Source organism: Streptomyces sp. NBC_01217, from assembly GCF_035994185.1.
Classification (GTDB): Bacteria; Actinomycetota; Actinomycetes; order Streptomycetales; family Streptomycetaceae; genus Streptomyces.
Genome location: NZ_CP108538.1, coordinates 3,790,725 through 3,809,508, shown reverse-complemented (window position 1 = coordinate 3,809,508; position 18,784 = coordinate 3,790,725). Strand labels below are relative to the sequence as shown.

Annotated in this window: 14 protein-coding genes and 2 pseudogenes; 7 read left to right on the top strand and 9 right to left on the bottom strand. The window is 68.6% G+C overall.

What is annotated here, in order from left to right; genetic code table 11:
- Positions 1-4: 4 nt before the first annotated feature.
- Both OG507_RS16700 and OG507_RS16695 read left to right on the top strand, forming a co-directional pair.
- Positions 5-733 (top strand): annotated as a pseudogene (locus tag OG507_RS16700) (MFS transporter); the annotation flags it as partial.
- Positions 734-928: 195 nt separating this feature from the next.
- Positions 929-1,375, top strand: a complete 447-nt coding sequence (locus OG507_RS16695) for a type II toxin-antitoxin system VapC family toxin (protein WP_327372002.1) — start codon at positions 929-931, stop codon at positions 1,373-1,375.
- Between the two features lie 536 nt (positions 1,376-1,911).
- Here OG507_RS16695 and OG507_RS16690 read toward each other — a convergent pair.
- The 9 genes and pseudogenes from OG507_RS16690 to OG507_RS16650 all read right to left on the bottom strand — a co-directional run bounded on the left by OG507_RS16690 (position 1,912) and on the right by OG507_RS16650 (position 12,870).
- The gene (locus OG507_RS16690; RefSeq protein WP_327367984.1) at positions 1,912-5,475 is read right to left on the bottom strand and encodes an NACHT domain-containing protein; all 3,564 of its coding nucleotides are present in this window, start codon (positions 5,473-5,475) and stop codon (positions 1,912-1,914) included.
- 468 nt (positions 5,476-5,943) lie between these two features.
- Positions 5,944-6,540, bottom strand: a pseudogene (gene tcmP, locus OG507_RS16685) (three-Cys-motif partner protein TcmP); the annotation flags it as partial.
- A gap of 35 nt (positions 6,541-6,575) precedes the next feature.
- On the bottom strand, positions 6,576-7,688 hold the full coding sequence (locus tag OG507_RS16680) for an IS630 family transposase (RefSeq protein WP_327365137.1): 1,113 nt from the start codon (positions 7,686-7,688) through the stop codon (positions 6,576-6,578).
- A gap of 25 nt (positions 7,689-7,713) precedes the next feature.
- On the bottom strand, positions 7,714-8,244 hold the full coding sequence (gene tcmP, locus OG507_RS16675) for a three-Cys-motif partner protein TcmP (RefSeq protein ID WP_327367983.1): 531 nt from the start codon (positions 8,242-8,244) through the stop codon (positions 7,714-7,716).
- Between the two features lie 99 nt (positions 8,245-8,343).
- On the bottom strand, positions 8,344-9,099 hold the full coding sequence (locus tag OG507_RS16670; protein WP_327367982.1) for a DUF5131 family protein: 756 nt from the start codon (positions 9,097-9,099) through the stop codon (positions 8,344-8,346).
- Between the two features lie 245 nt (positions 9,100-9,344).
- The gene (locus tag OG507_RS16665) at positions 9,345-10,130 is read right to left on the bottom strand and encodes an AbiTii domain-containing protein (protein ID WP_327367981.1); all 786 of its coding nucleotides are present in this window, start codon (positions 10,128-10,130) and stop codon (positions 9,345-9,347) included.
- Positions 10,127-10,957, bottom strand: a complete 831-nt coding sequence (locus tag OG507_RS16660; protein WP_327367980.1) for an AbiTii domain-containing protein — start codon at positions 10,955-10,957, stop codon at positions 10,127-10,129. Before OG507_RS16660 ends, OG507_RS16665 begins: the two co-directional genes overlap by 4 nt.
- A 90-nt stretch (positions 10,958-11,047) precedes the next feature.
- Positions 11,048-11,587 (bottom strand): GNAT family N-acetyltransferase, encoded by a 540-nt coding sequence (locus OG507_RS16655; protein WP_327367979.1) that lies wholly within the window; start codon positions 11,585-11,587, stop codon positions 11,048-11,050.
- On the bottom strand, positions 11,584-12,870 hold the full coding sequence (locus tag OG507_RS16650) for an XRE family transcriptional regulator (protein WP_327367978.1): 1,287 nt from the start codon (positions 12,868-12,870) through the stop codon (positions 11,584-11,586). Before OG507_RS16650 ends, OG507_RS16655 begins: the two co-directional genes overlap by 4 nt.
- Before the next feature lie 241 nt (positions 12,871-13,111).
- On the opposite strand from OG507_RS16650, the gene OG507_RS16645 reads away from it, so the two are divergent.
- The 5 genes from OG507_RS16645 (at position 13,112) to OG507_RS16625 (ending at position 18,784) form a co-directional block, all read left to right on the top strand.
- Positions 13,112-13,558, top strand: coding sequence for an ATP-binding protein (locus tag OG507_RS16645; RefSeq protein WP_327367977.1), 447 nt, complete (start codon positions 13,112-13,114; stop codon positions 13,556-13,558).
- Between the two features lie 226 nt (positions 13,559-13,784).
- Positions 13,785-13,973: a hypothetical protein gene (locus tag OG507_RS16640; protein ID WP_327367976.1), complete on the top strand. Its 189-nt coding sequence runs from the start codon at positions 13,785-13,787 to the stop codon at positions 13,971-13,973.
- Positions 13,974-14,161: 188 nt separating this feature from the next.
- Positions 14,162-14,341, top strand: coding sequence for an FxLD family lanthipeptide (locus OG507_RS16635; RefSeq protein ID WP_016825826.1), 180 nt, complete (start codon positions 14,162-14,164; stop codon positions 14,339-14,341).
- Positions 14,342-14,555: 214 nt separating this feature from the next.
- Positions 14,556-17,510, top strand: coding sequence for a lantibiotic dehydratase (locus OG507_RS16630; RefSeq protein ID WP_327367975.1), 2,955 nt, complete (start codon positions 14,556-14,558; stop codon positions 17,508-17,510).
- Complete coding sequence (locus OG507_RS16625; protein ID WP_327367974.1) at positions 17,507-18,784, top strand: lanthionine synthetase C family protein; 1,278 nt, start codon at positions 17,507-17,509, stop codon at positions 18,782-18,784. The genes OG507_RS16630 and OG507_RS16625 overlap by 4 nt, the downstream gene beginning before the upstream one ends.

Below are 18,784 nucleotides of genomic sequence, written 5' to 3'. Positions count from 1 at the left end.
AGCCGTGACCAGCGCCCCGAGCGACGTGGCCGCGACAGGAGTCCACCTCCGGTCGCGGCCACGCGCCGCTCTGCCCGCACTGTGCGCCACCCAGATCACTGGCTGGGGCATCGTCTACTACGCCTTTCCCGTCCTGCTGCCGTACCTGACCGCTGACACAGGTTGGTCCACTGGCGGCGCCACCGCCGCATTTTCCCTGGGACTTCTCGTCTCGGCTGCGGCGGAGATCCCCGTTGGTCGCCTCCTGGACCACCGGGGGCCACGGGCTGTAATGACCGCAGGATCCGTTCTCGCAGTTCTCTCTGTGCTTGCCCTGGCCTGTGCACCCAACCTGGTTGTTTTCACCGGCGCCTGGATCTTTGCGGGCTTCGCCATGGCCGCGACGTTCTACCAGCCGGCGTTCGCCGCACTCACGCGCTGGTGGGGCGCCGACCGCGTCCGCGCCCTCACGATCGTCACCCTCGCCGGAGGTCTGGCCAGCACCTTCTTCGCACCCCTGACCGCCACTCTCGCCGACCACCTCGACTGGCGCACCACCTACGCCGTCCTCGCTGCGATCCTCGCCCTCGTCACCATCCCCGCCCACGCCCACGCCCTCGCACTGCGGGCGCCCTGGCCCCAAACACCCGCTCCGGCACCGGAGACCAGCGGCAGTGACTCGGTCATCCGTAGTCGGCCCTTCATCCTCCTGGCAGTCGCCTTCACCCTTTCGGGCTTCGCGTTGTACGCCGTCCCTGCCGGAGGACCGGCGTCGGCACTTCGACGCTGAGCTCGCCGACACGGAGATCGAGGCGCTGCCCGAGATGCTCCATCGCTGGGTGACACTGAGCAACGACGGCTTCGAGGAGTTCATGCTCTCCCGGCCCTTCGACGGCCTGGAGTTCGGTGCCCGCTCCTACGACGAGCAGACGGACGCCGAGTGATCTAGCTGTTCGACACCAATGTCGTCGCCGAGCTCACGACCCGGGCGAAGCCCGACCCCCGCGTCATGGCTTGGTTCCGCTCCACGGCTAGACCCAACCGCTTCCTGAGTGTGATCACTGTCGCTGAGATTGAGGTTGGCGTGGCCGCCACCCCGGATCCCGTACGACAGGCCCGTTACGCCCGAGCCCTTGCCGCGGTGCGGCACGAATACGGCGACCGCATCGCGCCGATCGGCGAACGGGAGGCGGCTGCCTACCTCGCCATCCACAAGACGCTCAAGGCCACCGGCACCAGCATCGATCCGCCGGACGCACTGATCGCCGCCACCGCCCTGGCCAACGGCTGGACGGTCGCCACCCGCAACATCAAACACATGGCCCGAACCGGGGCTCTGGTCGTCAATCCGTGGGAACAGCAACTGGGAGTGGGCGGTAACGGTCAGCGTTCCTGACTCACGGGCGACACCGCAGGAGGACAACGAGATCCTGCGCAAGGCTGCCGCCAAATTCCCCAGAAGACGACAGGCTGATCCGCTTTCGTTTCGTCGACAAGCACCGGAACGCCCACGGAGCGAGCGGGCGGGGAACAGAACTACCGGCTGACTCCGCCAGGAGAAGAAGACGACACCCGGTCGTCCCGACGCCGGGTCAGCTCGTGCCGTATATGTGCTGTGAGCGCAGAGGCCCTGCCGTCCGCTAGGACGACAGGGCCTCTGGCCTGCTGCTCTGCTGTGCCCCCGGCAGGATTCGAACCTGCGACACCCGCTTTAGGAGTGGGATTGGATCCTTGCCGGGGGATGCTCGATGATGACGGGTGGTGCTGTCTTACCTGGTCAGCGTCACCCGACATCGTGGACGATCCCGCTCATGACGTCTCGTGCCGAGCTATCCGCTCACGCATCGCTCACGCACTTCGCGGCCACAGGCAGTCTGCGGTGGTTGCCTCCACTCGACGCGCCGCGCGCGGCCGTCACTCCTGACCCACCCCTCAGGACCGAGGGCGCACACCGTCGTCACACCCCGGACAGTCCTCTGTGTCGAGGGCCTGGACCGTCCGGCAGTGGTTGCAACTCCAGTGCGTCGGGCCAGGCGTCGCTTGATGCGCGTCCTTCGGACGGACCGACAGGTCGGTGTCCCGGCGTAGCGCCTCCACGATCGAACCGTTGGGGTCGAGACGCGGTACGGCAGAGATCAGTATTTTCGCCGCCACTCGGTGGTCTGCCGACTCCGAGGAAGCAGCCCGTGCCAGGAGCGAAGGGCGCCGATCGCCTGAGGTCATGAGGGCGACGGCGTGGAATAGGGCCGCCCGGTGGCGAGGCCAATGGGTCATGTCCCTGTCTAACAGCTCCTGACCGTCCCACGGAACACGACCTCCCTCCAGGTTGATCAGCACGTTCGCCGCCGACCACGCCATCCACGAGGAGTCCGCTTCCAGGCACGCCAGCAACGCCGTCTGCTGGGCGTCCGTGAGGACCTGCCCGACGCCGGGGATGGGCGAGGGCTTGACCAGAGGCGGTGTGCCCGCGACGAGCCATTCGCCCAGCAGGGCATCGGGCGCGGTGATCTGCTGGAGGTGACGAGCCTGGGTGGCCACGGCCGCCTTGTCGATGCCGTACGCGTCAGCCATCGCGTCGAGCCACGCCCGGCGTTCCGCCGCGCTGTCGTGGGCGAAGGCGCGGTCGATCTCGTTCGCCGGGGAATCAGAGTATCCGGTCGCCGCGAGAAGGTCGCCGAGGGCGGTGAGCGACCAGAAGTCCCCACCTGTGGACTCCGGGCACGGGCCGTGGAGTGACACGAGGTCCGAGAGGAGAACCGCTCTGTCGTCCCAGGCGCCGGATGCCCAGTCTCGCAGCTGGGTGGCGATGTTCCCCCAACGCCGACTCGTGTCGAATCCCGCGCGTGCGAGTACGGCGTAGATCCTCTCGGCGACGTACCCAGGCGTGTGCATCGCGAGGGCGAACACGTACTCACCCGCGTCGTCGGGAAGCTCTCCCAGGTGCTCGGCCGCGCCTAGGGCGACCTGCTCGAGCCCTGGTGTGAGGCGGCCGCCGCCGACCATCTCCCAACTGCGACGCCCTTTTTGCACCATCTCGGAGTCCTGCGGCAGGGGAAGCGCCAGCACCCCGCGGAGCGCGTCGATCTCCGCTCCGCCCAAGGGGGCCGCGTCCGTGCGGGCGTCCGTCAGCGCGCAGAGGGCCCGGGCGATCGACTCGGCGGTGCCATCGAGCTCGGACAGTTCCACAAGGTCCGCTCGCCGACGCCGCGATGTCGAGGGCAGGGCCAGCAGACACGCGGCCTCCACGAAGGGCCAGGGCCCCGCGTCACGCGTCTTGTCCCACAGCGCCGGGAAGAGCTCCGGGGGTTTGCCAGGGCCGCGCGGGAGTACCGGCTCGCCCGCGAGCGCGCCAAGAGCACCGTCCGTGAGGTGGTCCAGGGCCCGTTCCAGTTCGCCGTCGGAAAGAGTCACGACACCGCGCGCCGCGAGGTCAGCCACCATGAGGGTGGCCTCCCGCTGTGTCTCGCCGACATCGAGCAGAGCCTCAGCCGTACGGGAATCGAGTCCGGCGGCGAGTGCGATAGCCCCGTCGGAGTCCGTGTGGACGAGGGCGTGGCGCAGCCAGTCCCGCAGTTCCTCTGCCCCGCACGACCGTGCCCACATGGCCGTTGCGATCTCAGCGAAGACCTTGCTGCGGGCGGTGAGTTCGCCCGCGCCGTTCACCACGAACACGGCGACGTGCTCGTCCCAGAAACGGAGCACGTGCTCCGCCACCTCGCCGGCTGCGGCGGGCGGCATGGCCCATCGCAGCGGGGCCCTCAGCATGCCGGTCAGTGACTCGAGGGCGCGTCCCGCTGGAGGAGTCGCCTCGCCGTCGAGGAGCCGTCCGAGCGTGACGAATCCGTCGAGGAGCATGCCCGTCGTCAGGGCGGGTGCCCAGGGCCGGGCCGGGTCGAGCGTCCCCCGTAGCCTCTCCCACCGGTGCACGGACTGTTCCACCGCGCGGTGCAACAACGCCGCACGCCCTTTGGGAAGGTCGGCGTCCGGCGCGTCCGCGCAGACGAGGGCGAGCAGAGCGGCGAGCAGCGGCACCGCGAGCAGATGCGCGTGCTCCTTCTTCGCATCCTTGATCCAGGCGCGTCGCGTTGCAAGGAAGGCTGCTCGGTCCGGCCCGGGAATCCGTGCTTTGGCACAGGCGACGAGGATGCTGTCGACCGTTGCGTCGAGATCCTGTGGAGGCGCGAGCTCGACCCGGGGCAGGCCGAGCCGCGCCGCGGCCCCTTGCCCGTTCGTCCGTGTCGTGACCACGAACCCGCAGGAGGGGTGCAGAGACGCGAGAATCTCTTCGAGTTGTTGCGCGACCCACGGCGCGCGCGCCCCGCATTCGTCCAGCCCGTCGCAGAGGAGGAGCACGCGCCCCTGACCGATTTCCTCATGGAGGTACGCGGCGAGCGGTCCCCGGTCCGCGTCCTGCACGGTGTCCGCCACGGCGTCATTGACCAGGCCGTCGAGGGTCAGGCGTCGCGGCTGTCCCTTCAGTAGACGCGGCAGCGACACGAGGATCGGGGCGGGGGCGTCGGCGTGGCTGGCGCAGTGGGCCGCGATCTCACGTACCGCCACAGACTTGCCTGAGCCCGGTTGCCCCACGATGAGCATGCGGCGCCAGCGCCTCATGTATCGGTGGAGGAAGGAGGAGGTGCGCTCGCCCTCCACGTCGATTCGGAGGCCGCCGATGAGGTCGTCGACGACGAGGGGCGGGAGGTCATCGGCGAGCAGGCTGAGGTCGATCCGTCCGGCCTCCGCTGTAAGCCGGGTGCGGTACGAGTCGACGGCGTTCCGACGGGAGGCCAGACGCATCGCCACCGGACCCCCCTGGTCCGGGAGCACGGTCACCCCCGAGGCGGTCAGGGCGGCAACCCAGTCCTCGGCGGAACTCCCGAGCGCCTCGCCCGCCTGCCGATGGAAGAAGTCGGCCAGGGCGCTCACGGCACGGTGTCCCTGCGCGTCTGCCACGACGAGGTCCATCAGGGCAGCCAGGAAGTCACGGTGCGGTGCCGGTCCGGTCGAGCCGGGTAGGTGGAGAACACGCGCCCGGTCGAGGACGAGCCCGCGGACCCGTGAAGGAAGCCGGTCGGCGAGGAGCGCGAGGGCCCTGGACTCGTCACCAGTCTCCATGCGCAGGCCCGCACGGTGGCGTCGCAGAGCCCGGTCGAGGTTCTTTACCGGCCCGACGAGTTCCTCGCCGGCGATGACCAGAAGATCGTCGGGGCCGAGCGTCGGAACCTGTCCCACCCACCCCGTCAGCGTTTCTTCCAGCGGACGCCCTCGGTCGATCTTCCGCTTCGCGGACACGTAGGCGCGGCGCCCGTCGGAGAAGGTGACACGGATGTCGTCGGTCGGGTCGCTGGTCTCGAAGTCCAGCCGGACGGGCCACACCCCTGCGGGAACGACCAGCCCCGACACCGGGCGGCCACGGAGCCCGTGTACGGCCAAGTGCGCGGCCAGCTCGCATCGGAAGACACTGCCGACCTCCCCAGCCTGCCCCGCCCTGCTCACCCCGACCGTACCCCGTCCGACCGACCCACACTGCTTGCCCCGAACCTCCGGCGGAGCACCGCCTCATGGTAAGACGTCACACTGAGAGGCGGGGGCGAGACAAGGACGGTTCGCGTTCGGGCGCCTGAGCCCTCGTGGTCTCCGCCCTGTGAAAGTCCGGGCGCGATCAGCGTCCGCCCGGACCAGTACCGCGAGTCCCGCAGCCGGGGCTCCTGCTTGCCGTCCTACCAGCGTGGCCGGGCATCAGCACGAAGCACATCAGAGCCTCCACCAGAACCGGGGCCGGTTCACCCTGCTGGTGGCGGAGAGCTGTCTCTTGCCACTTGCGCAGCGATTGGTGAAGGGAGGGCGCTGACCTGTTGTTTCGCAAGGAAATGCGCTTTGACTTGTGAGAACTCCTCTCGGCAGTTCTCACAGGTCAACGCCGTTTCCCAGGCTCATGTGCCCTGGATGTGCCCTCGCGGCCTCTCACCAGAGGGCGCCTTGCTCGGCTGACGGACGGGTAGTGGGCGGCGTCGCAGCCAGGCTCACTCGCGTCTTGGAGTTGATGGCACGAGGTTCCGTTGTCACGGCCCCCGCCTCACGCAACTGTCGGATGGCCTCGATCACTTGGGCGGGCCGATAGACGGTTTCCAACAGGGCGTATCGCTTGAGCTCGGGGATGGTTCGCCCATCGGGCATTTCGGAGATGAAGTCGTGCAGGATCCGTCGCAGCGGAGCCGTATCCGGCTCGAACACGAGATCAAGCATCTGCTGTTGAGTGTCCCTGGGGTCGCGGTAGCGGACGCCATAGGAAGGGTCCACCTTCCACATGGCGTCCTTCATCTTCTCCAGTCCCAGTTCGTGCTGGGTGCCGAAGATCAGGTAGAGCATCCTGCCGCCCTCGTCGACCATCTCGAAGTAGAGCGTGTGCGTGAAGCCGGCCTGGCGCAGGGTGTTCCGGTATTGCTCGCGCAGGAAGGTGAACTTGCCTGACGGCGGCTGTTGGAAGACGCTTTGCCACTCCTGGCTTCCGAAGGCTTCGTCGCCGAGTTGGCGGTGGCCGTCGTGCTTCTCGGCGAACCGGGTGAGGAAGCTAGTGTCTCGTGATCCTGTTCATGTCAGTTCGAGTTGTTATTAACGAGTTTCTTCACGTTGGTCGCGACGAGTCGGACCTTCGCGAGGACCTCGCCGGCGGTCGCGGTCCAAGTGAACGGTTTCGCTGTCGTGTTCCAGGAGTTGATGTAGTCGCGGATCTGTTTGATCAGGACGTTGACGCTGGAGAACGTGCCGCGGCGGATGGACTGCCGGGTCAGGATTCCGAACCAGATCTCGATCTGGTTCAGCCACGAGGAACCGACGGGAGTGAAATGGAAGTGGACTTGCGGGTTCTTGACCAGCCACTCCTTGACCTCCGGGGTGGTGTGCGTCGAGAGGTTGTCCAGGACGACATGGATGTCCTTCCCGGCGTGCGGTTTCACCGCCTTCTTCAAGAAGGCCAGGAAATCCTTGCCGTTCCGGGTCGGCCTGCACTCGCCGAGCACTTCACCAGTGGTCACGTTCAGGGCGGCGAACAGGTTCGTGGTGCCGTGCCGGACGTAGTCGGCGGTGCGCTTCTCGCTCGCCGCGAAGGCGACCGGCAGCACCGGCTGGGTCCGGTCCAGCGCCTGGATCTGCGTCTTCTCGTCGATCGAGAGGACCACCGCGCCGCCCGGCGGGGCCAGATACAGGCCGATCACGTCGGCCACCTTCTCCGCGAACGCGGGATCTTTGGAAATCTTGAAGGTGCCGGACCGGTGCGGCTTCAGGCTCTCCTCCCGCCAGACGCGCGCGATGTAGTGCCAGGACACGGTGATGTTCTCGGCCCGCTCCAGATACTTCGCCAACTCCCGCGTGGACCAGCGCGAAAGCCCCGTGCCGTCCGGCGGCGTCATGCGCGTCAGCGCAATCACCCGGGCCCGCACCCGCGCCGGCACCTGTTCCCGCGCGCCACCGGGACGCTCACCTTCCAGCCCGGCCAGGCCCTGCTCGGCATAGCGGATCTTCCAGCGGTCCACGGTCGGCAGCGACACCCCGAGCAGCTCCGCAATGTCCTTGCGCCGACGCCCCTCACTCGACCACAGAACGATCCGGCCCCGCGTAGCGATGTCCGCAGGAACGTCCCGGCTGTTCACCAACTCCCGCAACTCGGCGGCCTGTTCCACGGAGATCTCCACACCAAGAGACCCTGCCATACAAGATCAAGTAACGCTGACGGAATCACGAGACACTAGGCTCGAAGGTCACCATCACTTCGGTGCTGGGATGCCGCCCCAGCTCCTGGAGGAGCGAGAAGGGGATATCAGGTCCGCCGAAGCTGTCCAGCAGGACGAAGAGGGGTTTCCCCAATGCTCCGATGCCCCGCAGCTTCTGGAGGAGGGCCGGGTGGAAATCTCCGTGACGTATGTCCACAGCTATTCGTTTGGTGATGCCGTCCGTTTGCCGGGAGCGGACGAGCTCCATCTGGCGCTGTAACTCTTTGACGCGCCGAGCGTTCTCCTCCATGAGGATCACGCGCATACGTTTCGGGAACCTGTGCAGAGTGTCGGCGAAGACTTCGTAAGCGATGACCGGGGAGCCGGGCTCGCCCTGTTTGTAGACGCCAGCACCCGCGAAGCCTTCGGCGTAACTGATCACGTCGAGTCGTGACAGCAGAATCGGCGCCCATGCCGCCAAGTACTGCTTCAGTAAGTCATGTTTGGCCGCCGTGTGCGGATCGCGTTCCCACACGGCATCCTTCGGTACGGCCACGATCGGTCCCCCTACTCCCGTCGGCCCCGCTAGGGAGAGGGTCACACACCGTTGCCATGTGCCACCAGAGTGCGTACGGCGTCTGCTGGACTTTGGCCGTTAATGGGCTGCGACAGGCAGTCGGGGCGGCATCTCGTCCCAGGTCGCTCCGTCGAGTTCGCGGCCCCCTGACTTCGGGCTGCGGCCACCCCATTGCTTGAAGAAGAAGGGCACTCCGGCGTCATTGCAGGCGTCGCGGATGTCCACCAGCCACTCCTCCTGTACGGGGCGATGGTGGGGCCCGGACTCGCCTCCGGCGATAACCCAGCCGATGCCGTCCAGTTGCAGACCGGTAAGCGGGCCGAGAAGCGGCTCGCAGGAAAGGAAGCGCACGGCAGCGGGAACGTGTCGAAGGTCGTCGACACGATCCAGGTGCTCTGCATCTTCGACGGATACGCCCATCCACAGGTTGGAGGGCCAGTCGAGTTCGTCAGCCACACGTCGCAGCCTGCGGGCTCTCTTGGTCAGTAGCTGATAGGTGTGCTGGGGTGTCTCGGCAATCACCTGGAAGACCTGCCGGACGAAGTCCAGGGGGACCTTGGCGTGGAAGAGGTCGCTCATGGAATTGACGAAGACCATCCGTGGGGCCTTCCACTGACGGGGGATGGCCAGTGCGTCAGGGTGAGGGGCGAGGCCGAAGCCCGGGCCGGATGTCCTGGGATCCCCGTCCGTCTGGTACTTGGCAACACCCATGGCCTTGAGGCGCCTGGATAACGTCAAGGCGTAGCAGTTGTCACACCCGGGGGAGATCCGGTCGCATCCTGTGGTGGGATTCCAGGTCGCCTCGGTCCACTCGATTGTGCTGCGATCGCCCATGGGTCCCCTCCCGTAGCGGGTGGACACTGGTCATCAGCGCTTTCCCACCCGGCGCTTCGACTGCGCTGCCTAACGAGCGACGTGCCGAACTGACACGCGATCGCCCCCATCTTTCAGGTCGAATGCATGTTCTGTGAAGAGGGTCCCCCCCGGCGTCATCGTCAACGAGTGTGCAGCTGGGTACTTGGCCAGTTCGACCGAATGCACCCCTCTGCCCTGGATGCGCCCTCGTGGGACGGCTGGGATCAGATCCACACGCTCCAGGCAACGGCGGCAGCAACGGCGAGGAGGGTGATCGAGACTGTCCATGCAACTGCTGCTTGCGGAAAGCTCTGCTGCGGTCCTCCGGCGATCTCGGTTCGGGCTGATCCGCGACGGTGCGCGACGGCGACGGGCGCAGTGACGGTCACGGAGGAGTTGTCGCCTGCCACGATGTTGATGTTCTGGAGGGCCTGCGCGACTTGGGCGGCAGTCGGATCGTGCTGGCCGTGAGGCATCGTGGCGCGTAGTTCCCCGACCAACTGAACGAGTCGGGTGCGCACCTGGTCGAGAACGCCTTCCAGGGCCGACGGGTGGACGGCCCAGTACAACCGGAGCACCTGACGATGGGAGTTCTGGCTCATGAGCACGGCGAGGTCGGCAGCCATGGCGTCCCCAAGCTGTACGGTCTGGCCAGCGCTTCCGGCGACGAGGGATTCGATCTGGCCGACTCCCTTACCGAGGCGGAGTTCGCTGCCCAGGTCGTCGCGGGCGAAATCCGGGAGGTCGAACATGCTCACCGGTTGCTCCTTGAACCGGTACATCCCGGCAAAGCCGTCCATCACCAGAGGCGCCGATACGCGTCGATAATCGGGAAGTGGTACGTCGATGCCCTCGTAGCCCTGGAGTTCGCGCAGTGCCCATGCTCTCAACGGTTCGGAGTGAGCGTGTCCACCCAGGGCGATCACCTGGCGCAGGATCGGGGCGAGAGGACGTCTCTCGTCTAGAACGTCCGCCTCCAATCGGTCGAGGCGGCTTCTACGGAGCCTCATTTCACGACCACGGTGGCAATGACGCCGGCGACGGCCGCGAGCGCCGCGACGGCGCCCCAGATCACCGTGGTGCGGTGCCACCAGGGCTGGGGGGTCGTGGTTGCGGACTCGTTGACGTTGGCGTTCGCGGTGCTGCCACGATCCGCCTTCGCGTTCGGAGCGACGATGTGGAAGGTGGAGTTGTCACCTCCCGTGATGTTGAGGGCCTGCTGCGCGGCCGAGTCGATCTGGCTGGGGTCGGGGTTCTGCTGGCCGGGGGGCATGGCTGCTCTCACTTCCGCGACGAACTGGGTCAGACGGGTTCTGATGTGGTCGAGGACGCCCTCGACGCTGGCCACGGAGACATCCCAATGCAGAGACGTGATGTCGGCGGCCTCGTTGCCGAGGCGATGCTGCTCCTGCGTCATCTGCAGGACGTACTCCGCGGAGCCAGGCGGGCTGAGACGTAGCACCCGGTCGCCGTGCGCGACCAAGGCTTCGAGTTCTCGGACGCCTTGCCGGATCGGTGCGCTCTCCCCGATACGGCGATCACGAGCGTGCTGGGGAAGTTGGTGGGGGCTGATTCGCCGGGTGTTGCCCTGAATGATCTGGCCCGGGAGGTTGAGATCCACCGCGACTTCGAGCGCTGCTGGCACCTTGCGGTACGGCGGCAGCTCATCCGTCGCCGTGTACCCTTCCAGCTCCTTCAGCGCCCAGACACGCAGTTCCGCATGGTGGGCGTAGCCAGCGAGCATGAGGCACTGGCGGAGGGCGGTCGCGAGAGAAGCGGTGTCGTCCAGGACGGTGCGCTCAAGCTGCTCCAGCCCTCGGACGTCGGGTGTCGTCACGACATCCAGTCTGCACTGCCCCACTGACAACACCGGCTGACTTCGTTGTTCCGCCGCTCAGCCACGCCGCGGCGGTTCAGTCTTGGCTGGTCAGTGGCTGGCCCGGATCATCACACTGAGGACCGGCGAGGCCGGTGACGGCTGGCTCTGGCCGATGTCCTCGTACCCCCACGACTTGTAGAGCGCGTGGACCTTTCCGTCCCCAGCGGCTGGGTTGACCATGAGCGTGACGAAGGGCTCGTCGCGGGTGACGAGGAGGGCGTCGTGGATGCGGCGGGCGGTGCCGGTCTTCCGCCAGGTCGGTCGGACGCCGATCTCCTTCAGGGCCACGGCCGGGCGCTCGGTGTACTTCTCCGCCGGCGTCGGGCTGGTGCGCTGCCAGTAGCGGTCGCCGTGCTCGATGGTGTTGCCGTAGGCGTAGCCGACTGGATGTCCGTCTGCGTACGCGAGGACGGCTGTGAACCCCGGCTCGGAGCCGTGTCGGTCCAGGCGTTTGCCGAACGCGGTGACGGCGTAGTTCGGCAGGTGGAGGAGTGGGGCGCGTACTTCGGCGTACACGTCGAGGAGGTCGCCGCGGGCGGTTTCAAGGGTGGTGAAGGTGCGTAGCTCGATGGCGGGCGCCGTGGTCATGCGGTCATCCTCCAGGCGGCGGTGTGCTCGGTCCAAGTCTGCACGGTGGAGGTGCCCGGCGCGGTGGCGCGCAGTGCGGCTCCGAACTCCTGCAGCATGCGCGTGACCCTGGCGTGCTGGGTGGCGGCTTCGGCGGGGACCTTCATCGCGGTGGCCGTGGCGGCATCGGGGGCGCCTTGTGCGAGCTGGGCGTGGGCGAGCCGGGTGGTGGTGATGGCCCGGGACCTGATCATGTGGGGTCGTAGGGCTGACAGGCAGCGGTGGGCGTGGTACTCGGCGGTGGAGTAGTCGCCGAGTGCCAAGTGTGCGGAGAGGGCCAGGGAGTCCAGTTCGGCCTGGTCGTAGAAGGCGAGCATCCATACCGGCCGGTAGTTGGCGGGGTCGGCGCGCAGCATGGCGTCTTGCGCCTGCTCGAAGGCCCGGCGGGTGCCGGTGCGGTCCTGTGCCGTGCCGTGAATGGCTCCCTGGCGGGCCAGGCCGAGGGACGCGAACAGGGGGTCTCGGCGGGTGAGGTGCAGGTTGCGGGCTACGTCGTTGGCGGCAAGCGCGTCGGCGGGACGGCCCATGTGGCGGTACATGGTGCCCGCGTGGCTCCAGATGCGGAACTTGATCGCCTGGTCGCCGGACATCTCTGCGAGGGCCTGGGCCTCGCGCATGTGCGCCTTGGCGACGTCGTAGCGTCGGCCGTCGATGGCGGCCCACATCGCGGAGGAGCGGAAGGCGGCTGCGGAGGCGTAGAGGTTGCTGCGTACCCGCTGGGTGGCGCTGCCGGCGTTCTGGAGGTTGAGCGCCTCCTCGGCGAGGGCGGCGGCCCGCTGTTCGATGCCGAGTTGTCCGCCGTGGCGGTGGTCGCTGGCGATGATCTCGGCGAAGCGCTTGTTGAGGCGGTTGACGTCGCTCATGCCGATACGGCGCGGCGATACGGTGCCGGGAGCGGCGGCTGCTGCTGCGGCCGCCGCTGCGATGCTGCCGACGAGGGTGCGGCGCTTCATGTCGGGATCCTCCTGCTGCGGTGGGACCGGGGCGGACGAAGGCCGGCTCCGTGGCACGAACCCTAAAGCGACGGCGGGTAGTCCGGTGACGCCCTCAAGTGCCTTGCGGGCGGCTGACTTTGGCCACACGACGCGGCCCGCTTTCCATGCCCGGACCGATGAACCGTCGAGTCCTCCAGGGCGCCCGGTCAACCGTTCAATGGCCCTGTTCACTGCCTCGGCGAGGCTGTTGGAGCTGTAGCCGTGTTCGGTCATCCACGCCTCAAGAACGGTGTTGCGGGTGGTGTCCATGCGGGCACGGTAGCCCGCGCGATCCCCACCCGCCAGGTAAAGGAGAGGTCAAAACGTCCTAGGTGAGTCCGTCGGCTGAGTGGCTGAACACCCTAACCAACTGGCGAGTGAAGGGAGTTGTCTGGGTGCTGGTCGCCCGCCGCGCCCCACCGTGCGGGCGGCTGTTGACGGCCCGGACCGCCCCTGAGGTTCCCCCGCGGGGGCGGGCCGGGCGCCGAGACGACACGAAGGCTCTGCCCCAATGACGAGTGCGAGAACACCAGTTGAGGCCCTCTCCGTCGGCCACCCCACGTACAGCCAGACCTTCCCGTGCGAGCCGTCCACGGCCGAGCTCGGCCGTCGACTCGTCCGAGACGTCCTCGACGTGTGGCACCTCGACGGCCTCGCCGACCGCGCCGCGCTGATCATTACAGAGCTGATCGCGAACGCCTCCAGGCACACTCCGTGTCCCGAGATCCGCCTCACGGTTGGGCGGCCGAGCGCGACACGACTGCGTGTCGGGGTTGTGGACCGGGAACCATCGCGTCTGCCCATACTCAGCCAGGCGGCTGACGACGACGAGTCGGGGCGCGGGCTGCTCCTCGTCGATGCCGTCGCCGACCGGTGGGGCTACGACCTGCACGGCTCAGGCAGACGCCCTTGGGGCAAGGAGGTCTGGGCGGAACTCCGTACCGAGGGCGGCAAGTGAGCATCTCGGCCACGGCACCCTCGCCCCTTCCGGATCTCGCCCGACTCCGGTCCCGCCAGCAGATGGCCATGGACTGCGCCCTCTGCGCCCGGCCGCTGGGAGCAAGCGGTCGACGGCTGGGCGATCTACGCCACCGGGGCCTGCCGTTCCAGCTCTGGGCCTGCGCTCCCAACTGCCAGGCCACCAATCGACTATCCCGACCAGCTGAGAAAGGGGACGTCCTTTCATGGAGTGGCCGTGGATCACCGGTGATTGCTGGCTCGGCTGCGGGCGTACGGGAGTCCTGGTGATCTGGCTCGGCCCGGTGCAGTGGGACGGGCAATACGCCCTTTTCTGCACGTGCGAGCCGTGCCTCGATCGCCTCAAGGCGCAGGCGCTCGCCTACTTCATGGAGCGGCGACCGGCATCCGCTTGATCAGTCTCCCGGCACACGACTTCCCGGCGTGAGGGAGGCAGCCCGCGAGGACTTCCTACGCGGAGCACGTCCCCTCGCGCCGGGCGGCCAGGAGCCGTCAGGGGAGCAGCCGCTGGCAGCGCTCCCGTGGCGGCACCTGGTGGGCGCTCCAGCCCAGTAACACCACAACGATTACGAGGAGTTGAAGCATGACGCGCAGCACCGTAGTTCCCAGCCGCACGGAAGTACGCCCGCAGATCCCTGGGGCGTCGGACGGATTCGACCTGGATGTCTCTCTCGTCGAGATCGCCGACCCGGCTGGCCTGGTCAACCTGACCGACGACAACTGCGGGTCCACCTGCGGCGCCTGCACCACCAACGTCGCCTGACCTGGACTCCAGATCACCCAGGGCTGGTGCCGCCGCGTCTCCGCGCGGCGGCACCAGCCGCCCCCCTCACCTACGGAGGTACTTGGTGGTTGCTCCGCCTGCAGCGTTCCGCACCGCTTCCACTGTTCTCGTGCGCGCCGTGGCCCGGCCCTCGCTGCCGATTCCTCCATGCCCTGACCTCGACGACCGCTCGCCCAGTGGTTCGTTTGCCCGTGTGTCGTGGCTACGCGCGGCCTGGGCGGACAGGGATGTCGCCGAGGCCCTCCGGTACTCCAGCCCGGTCCTGGCTGAGCAGGTAGGGGCCTTGTGCACGGCCGAGCACCCAGCCCTCCGGGATGTGCAGCGCGCGGCGCTGTCCGTGGCCCGCTACCTGCTGCGGGCCCAGCACCGGGCGACACCCTTCGGCCTGTTCGCCGGCGTGGCCACCGCGGCGTTCGGTCCGCAGGCGCGGGCCGACTGGGGCGAGGAGCACGTGGCCGTCGGCCGGGCAGGGGCGGAGTGGTTGGCGGCCCTGGTCACACGGCTGGAGTCATGCCCGGACCTCCTCGAACGGCTGCCCGTCGTCATCAACAACACCGTGATGTACCGGGGAGACCGGCTCATCGTGCCGTTCCAGCCCGACGTTAAGGACGACCGGACTCGCGCGGTCGAAGCGTCTTTGGCCCTGACTGGACCGGTGCGCGCGGTCCTGGCCGCGACCCGGGCGCCGATTCGGTTCGGCACCCTCGTGGACAAGCTCCAGGCGGAGTTCCCCGAGGCTGATCCCGAGAAGGCGCGTCAACTGCTGGCGGAACTGATCCGGCGGCGGGTACTGATCACGGGCCTGCACACTCCGAGCACCGAGACCGATGCCCTCGGGTATCTGGTGGGCCAACTCGACGCGATCGACGCCGGCAGCCTCGTCCCGGTCGCCGAGACCGTACGCGAACTCCACGCCATCCGGGCGGGTCTGGAGGAGTGCGCCACGTACGGCGGCCGGGACAGCGTCGCGGCGCGGATGCGAGACCTCGTCTCGGGCCTGCGTCGCCACCCCGTCGCGCTCGACCTCCGCCTGGATGCGCGGCTCGTTCTGCCGGAAGCGGTCGCCCGAGAGATCGAGCGCGCCGCTCTCGTCCTGTCCCGCTTGAGCATCCGCCCGTACGGGACCGCCGCCTGGAAGGATTACCACCAGCGCTTCTACGAGCGGTACGGCATCGGCACGATGGTGCCGCTCAAGGAGGCCGTGGCGGACAGTGGCACCGGCTATCCCGACGGCTACCCAGGTGCTCCGGCCGGCGCACGCAGGTCCCGCGTCTCCGCTCGGGATGACGCCCTCGTACGACTGGCTCAGGCCGCCGCGCTCGACGGCCGTGACGAAGTGATCCTCACGGACGAACAGATTGAGGCCCTGGACGTGGGTCCCGACGAGCCCCGGTTGCCGTCGCACTTGGAGATCGGAGTGCGGGTTCACGCGGCCAGCCTGGAGGAATTGCAGCGCGGGCGGTTCCGGCTGGAGATGGTGAGCGTGTCCCGTGGCGCCGGCGTCTCCACGGGCCGGTTCCTCAGCGTGCTGGCCCCCGCCGACCGCGAGGCCCTGGCCGCCGAGCTTGCCGACCTCCCGGCCGCAGACGGCAACACCATGCCCGCGCAGCTCTCTTTCCCGCCCCTGCTCCCCGCGAGCGCCCACGTCACTCGCACCCCACAGGTCCTGCCCACTGTGATCAGCCTTCAGGAGCACCGCGTCCCGCAGGACACCGTCCTCACCCTGGAGGACTTGGCCGTGGGATGCGACGGCCGCCGCATGTACCTCGCCGTCCCCGAGCGAGGCCACCGCGTGGAGGCCGTTGGGATGCACGCGTTGAGCCTGCGCACCCACACCCCGCCGCTGGTGCGGTTCCTCACTGAACTGTCCCGCGCCCAGTGCGCGCAGGTCACCGTCTTCGACTGGGGTGCCGCGGCAGCGATGCCGTTTCTTCCACGTCTGCGGTACGGCCGCACTGTGCTCGCCCCGGCACGCTGGCGGCTGGAAGCGTCCGAACTGCCCGGCCATGTCCGCCCTCGGGCCGAGTGGGACGCCGCGCTCAGCGACTGGCGTGCCCGGCGGAGGCTGCCGCGCCGTGTCCATCTCGTTGAGGACGACCGACGTCTCTTCCTCGACCTCGGCGAGGCCGGCCACCGTGCGCTCCTGCGCAGACACCTCGACCGTTCGTGCCTGGCCGTGCTCGTCGAGGCCCCGGAACCAGAGGCGTACGGCTGGTGCGGTGGGCGAGCCCACGAGGTCGTAGTTCCGCTCAAGGCGACCCGACCGCCGACGTGGCCACTACTGCCCGCCCCCAGCCGTGCCCGTGCCCTGTCTGCGGCCCAGACGCAGACGCCCGCCGCTTCCTCTGTTCTTCTGGCCGCTCTGTACGGCGATTATCGACGCCAAGTCGTCCTGATCTCCCGGTACTTGCCTGGCCTTCTCGAACAACTCGGCAGCCCGCCGTGGTGGTTCATCCGCTTCCGCGACCCGGACCAGCACCTCCGCGTACGCATCGCCCTCCCCGACCCGGAAGCCTTCGCCGACACGGCCCGAACGGTGAGCGCCTGGGCCGACGAGCTACGAAGCATCGGCTTGCTGACCGACCTGCGCTATCCCACCTCCTACCGCGAGATGGGCCGCTGGGGCTCCGGCACCGCATGGGAGGCGGCCGAGGAGGTGTTCCGGGCGGACTCGCGCGCCGTCCTGGCCCAGCTCGCGCAGCCACAGTGCCCCGGACTGCGCACGCTGGTGGCGGCCCACACCGTTGCCATCGCCTCCGCGTTCCTCGGCAGCACCGAGGCCGGGACGCGATGGCTGATCGACCACATCCCTCCGAAAGCCCCCGCTCCCGTTCGGCGCCCGCAGTTCACCGACGCCGTACGGCTTGCCGACCCGAGCGACGACTGGGCGGCGCTGCGCTCTGTCCCGGGCGGGGACGCCATCGTGTCGGGATGGGCTGACCGGGACACGGCGCTCGCCGCGTACCGGCCGCACCTGCCCGGCCCGGACACCCAGGGCATCGCCGTCGACGATGTCCTGACCTCCCTGTTGCACGTCCACTTCGTGCGCCACGTCGCCGTGAACTTTCCGGAGGAAGAGGTGTGCCTCTACCTGGCGCGTGCCGCGGCCCTGGCCTGGACCGCCCGCACTCGGGGGAGGGCCTCGTGACCGCCCACCCCGCGCTCGGCTTGGTCGCAGCCATCGCCGCGCGGCTTGCCGACCCCGACATCGTGCCCCTCGGCTCCAGGACGCTTTCCTCGGACCGGCAGCACCTTGCTTACGGCCCGCCCGGGATGGCGCTCCTGCACATCGAGCGGGCCGCGAGCGGCCTCGGCTCGTGGCAGCGCGCCCACGACTGGCTCGCCGCCGCCTCCCGGCAGCCGCTCACCAGCGGCCCGGACAGCCACCCGTTCTACGGGGCGTCCGCCTTCGCCCACGCCCTGAGCTGTGCCGCCGACCATCTTCCCGGCTCCTACCAGCGTGCCCTCAAAGCGATGGACGGACAGATCGCCGTCGACGTCGGGCGCCGTCTCGATGCCGCGTACCGCCGCATCGACGCCGGACGCCTGCCGCAGCTCGCCGAGTTCGACGCCATCCGGGGCCTCACCGGATACGGCGCCTACCTACTGCGCCGAAACCCCGGCAGTTCCACGATGCGCGCCGTTCTCGACTATTGCGTGCGCCTCACTGAACCGATCACCCATCACGGCGAGACCCTGCCGGGCTGGTGGACGGAGACCGGGCCCTCCGGCAGCCCGGACGACCGCTTCCCCGGCGGACACGCCAACACCGGCATGGCGCACGGCATCGGCGGCGTGCTCGCGCTCTTGGCCCTCGCCGCTCGGAACGGCTCCGTGGACGACGGGCACCACGCGGCAATGCGCACCATCCTGACCTGGCTGGACTGCTGGAAGGAGAAGAGGGCCGACCGTGGACCGGTCTGGCCGTACTGGGTCACTCGGGGCGAGCTGCGGACGGGGCGTCTCGCCTCGTCCGCGCCCCGGCGGCCCTCCTGGTGCTATGGCACCGCTGGCCTCGCCCGCGCCCAGCAACTTGCCGCACTGGCCCTCGGCGATACCAGCCGCCAGATCTACGCGGAGAACGAGCTCGTGGCCGCCCTCACCGACCCCGCGCAGCTGAAGGCCACGACGGACAACGGCCTCTGCCACGGGTTCGCCGGCCTTGCCCACGCTGCCGCGCGTACGGCAGACGACGCCCACCCCTCGACCGCGGGAAAACTCCGAGCCACTATCCCGGCCCTCCTGGCTGCGGTCATCCCGCCGGGCGCCGACCCCGAACTCATGGCCACGGCGCTCATCCAGGACGAGGAAGGAGGCCACGGCCTCCTCGACGGCGCCGCCGGCATAGCCCTGGCCCTCCTTGCGCCCAGCACCGCCGCACCACCCCGGTCCGCCTGGGACGCATGCCTCCTCATCGCTTGA

What these genes read in the sequence shown, in the direction of transcription:
- OG507_RS16640 (WP_327367976.1), top strand. Translation starts at nt 13,785, where the DNA reads ATGGAGTGGCCGTGGATCACCGGTGATTGCTGGCTCGGCTGCGGGCGT.
- OG507_RS16650 (WP_327367978.1), bottom strand. Translation starts at nt 12,870, where the DNA reads ATGGACACCACCCGCAACACCGTTCTTGAGGCGTGGATGACCGAACAC.
- OG507_RS16655 (WP_327367979.1), bottom strand. Translation starts at nt 11,587, where the DNA reads ATGACCACGGCGCCCGCCATCGAGCTACGCACCTTCACCACCCTTGAA.
- OG507_RS16670 (WP_327367982.1), bottom strand. Translation starts at nt 9,099, where the DNA reads ATGGGCGATCGCAGCACAATCGAGTGGACCGAGGCGACCTGGAATCCC.
- OG507_RS16665 (WP_327367981.1), bottom strand. Translation starts at nt 10,130, where the DNA reads ATGAGGCTCCGTAGAAGCCGCCTCGACCGATTGGAGGCGGACGTTCTA.
- OG507_RS16680 (WP_327365137.1), bottom strand. Translation starts at nt 7,688, where the DNA reads ATGGCAGGGTCTCTTGGTGTGGAGATCTCCGTGGAACAGGCCGCCGAG.
- OG507_RS16635 (WP_016825826.1), top strand. Translation starts at nt 14,162, where the DNA reads ATGACGCGCAGCACCGTAGTTCCCAGCCGCACGGAAGTACGCCCGCAG.
- OG507_RS16645 (WP_327367977.1), top strand. Translation starts at nt 13,112, where the DNA reads ATGACGAGTGCGAGAACACCAGTTGAGGCCCTCTCCGTCGGCCACCCC.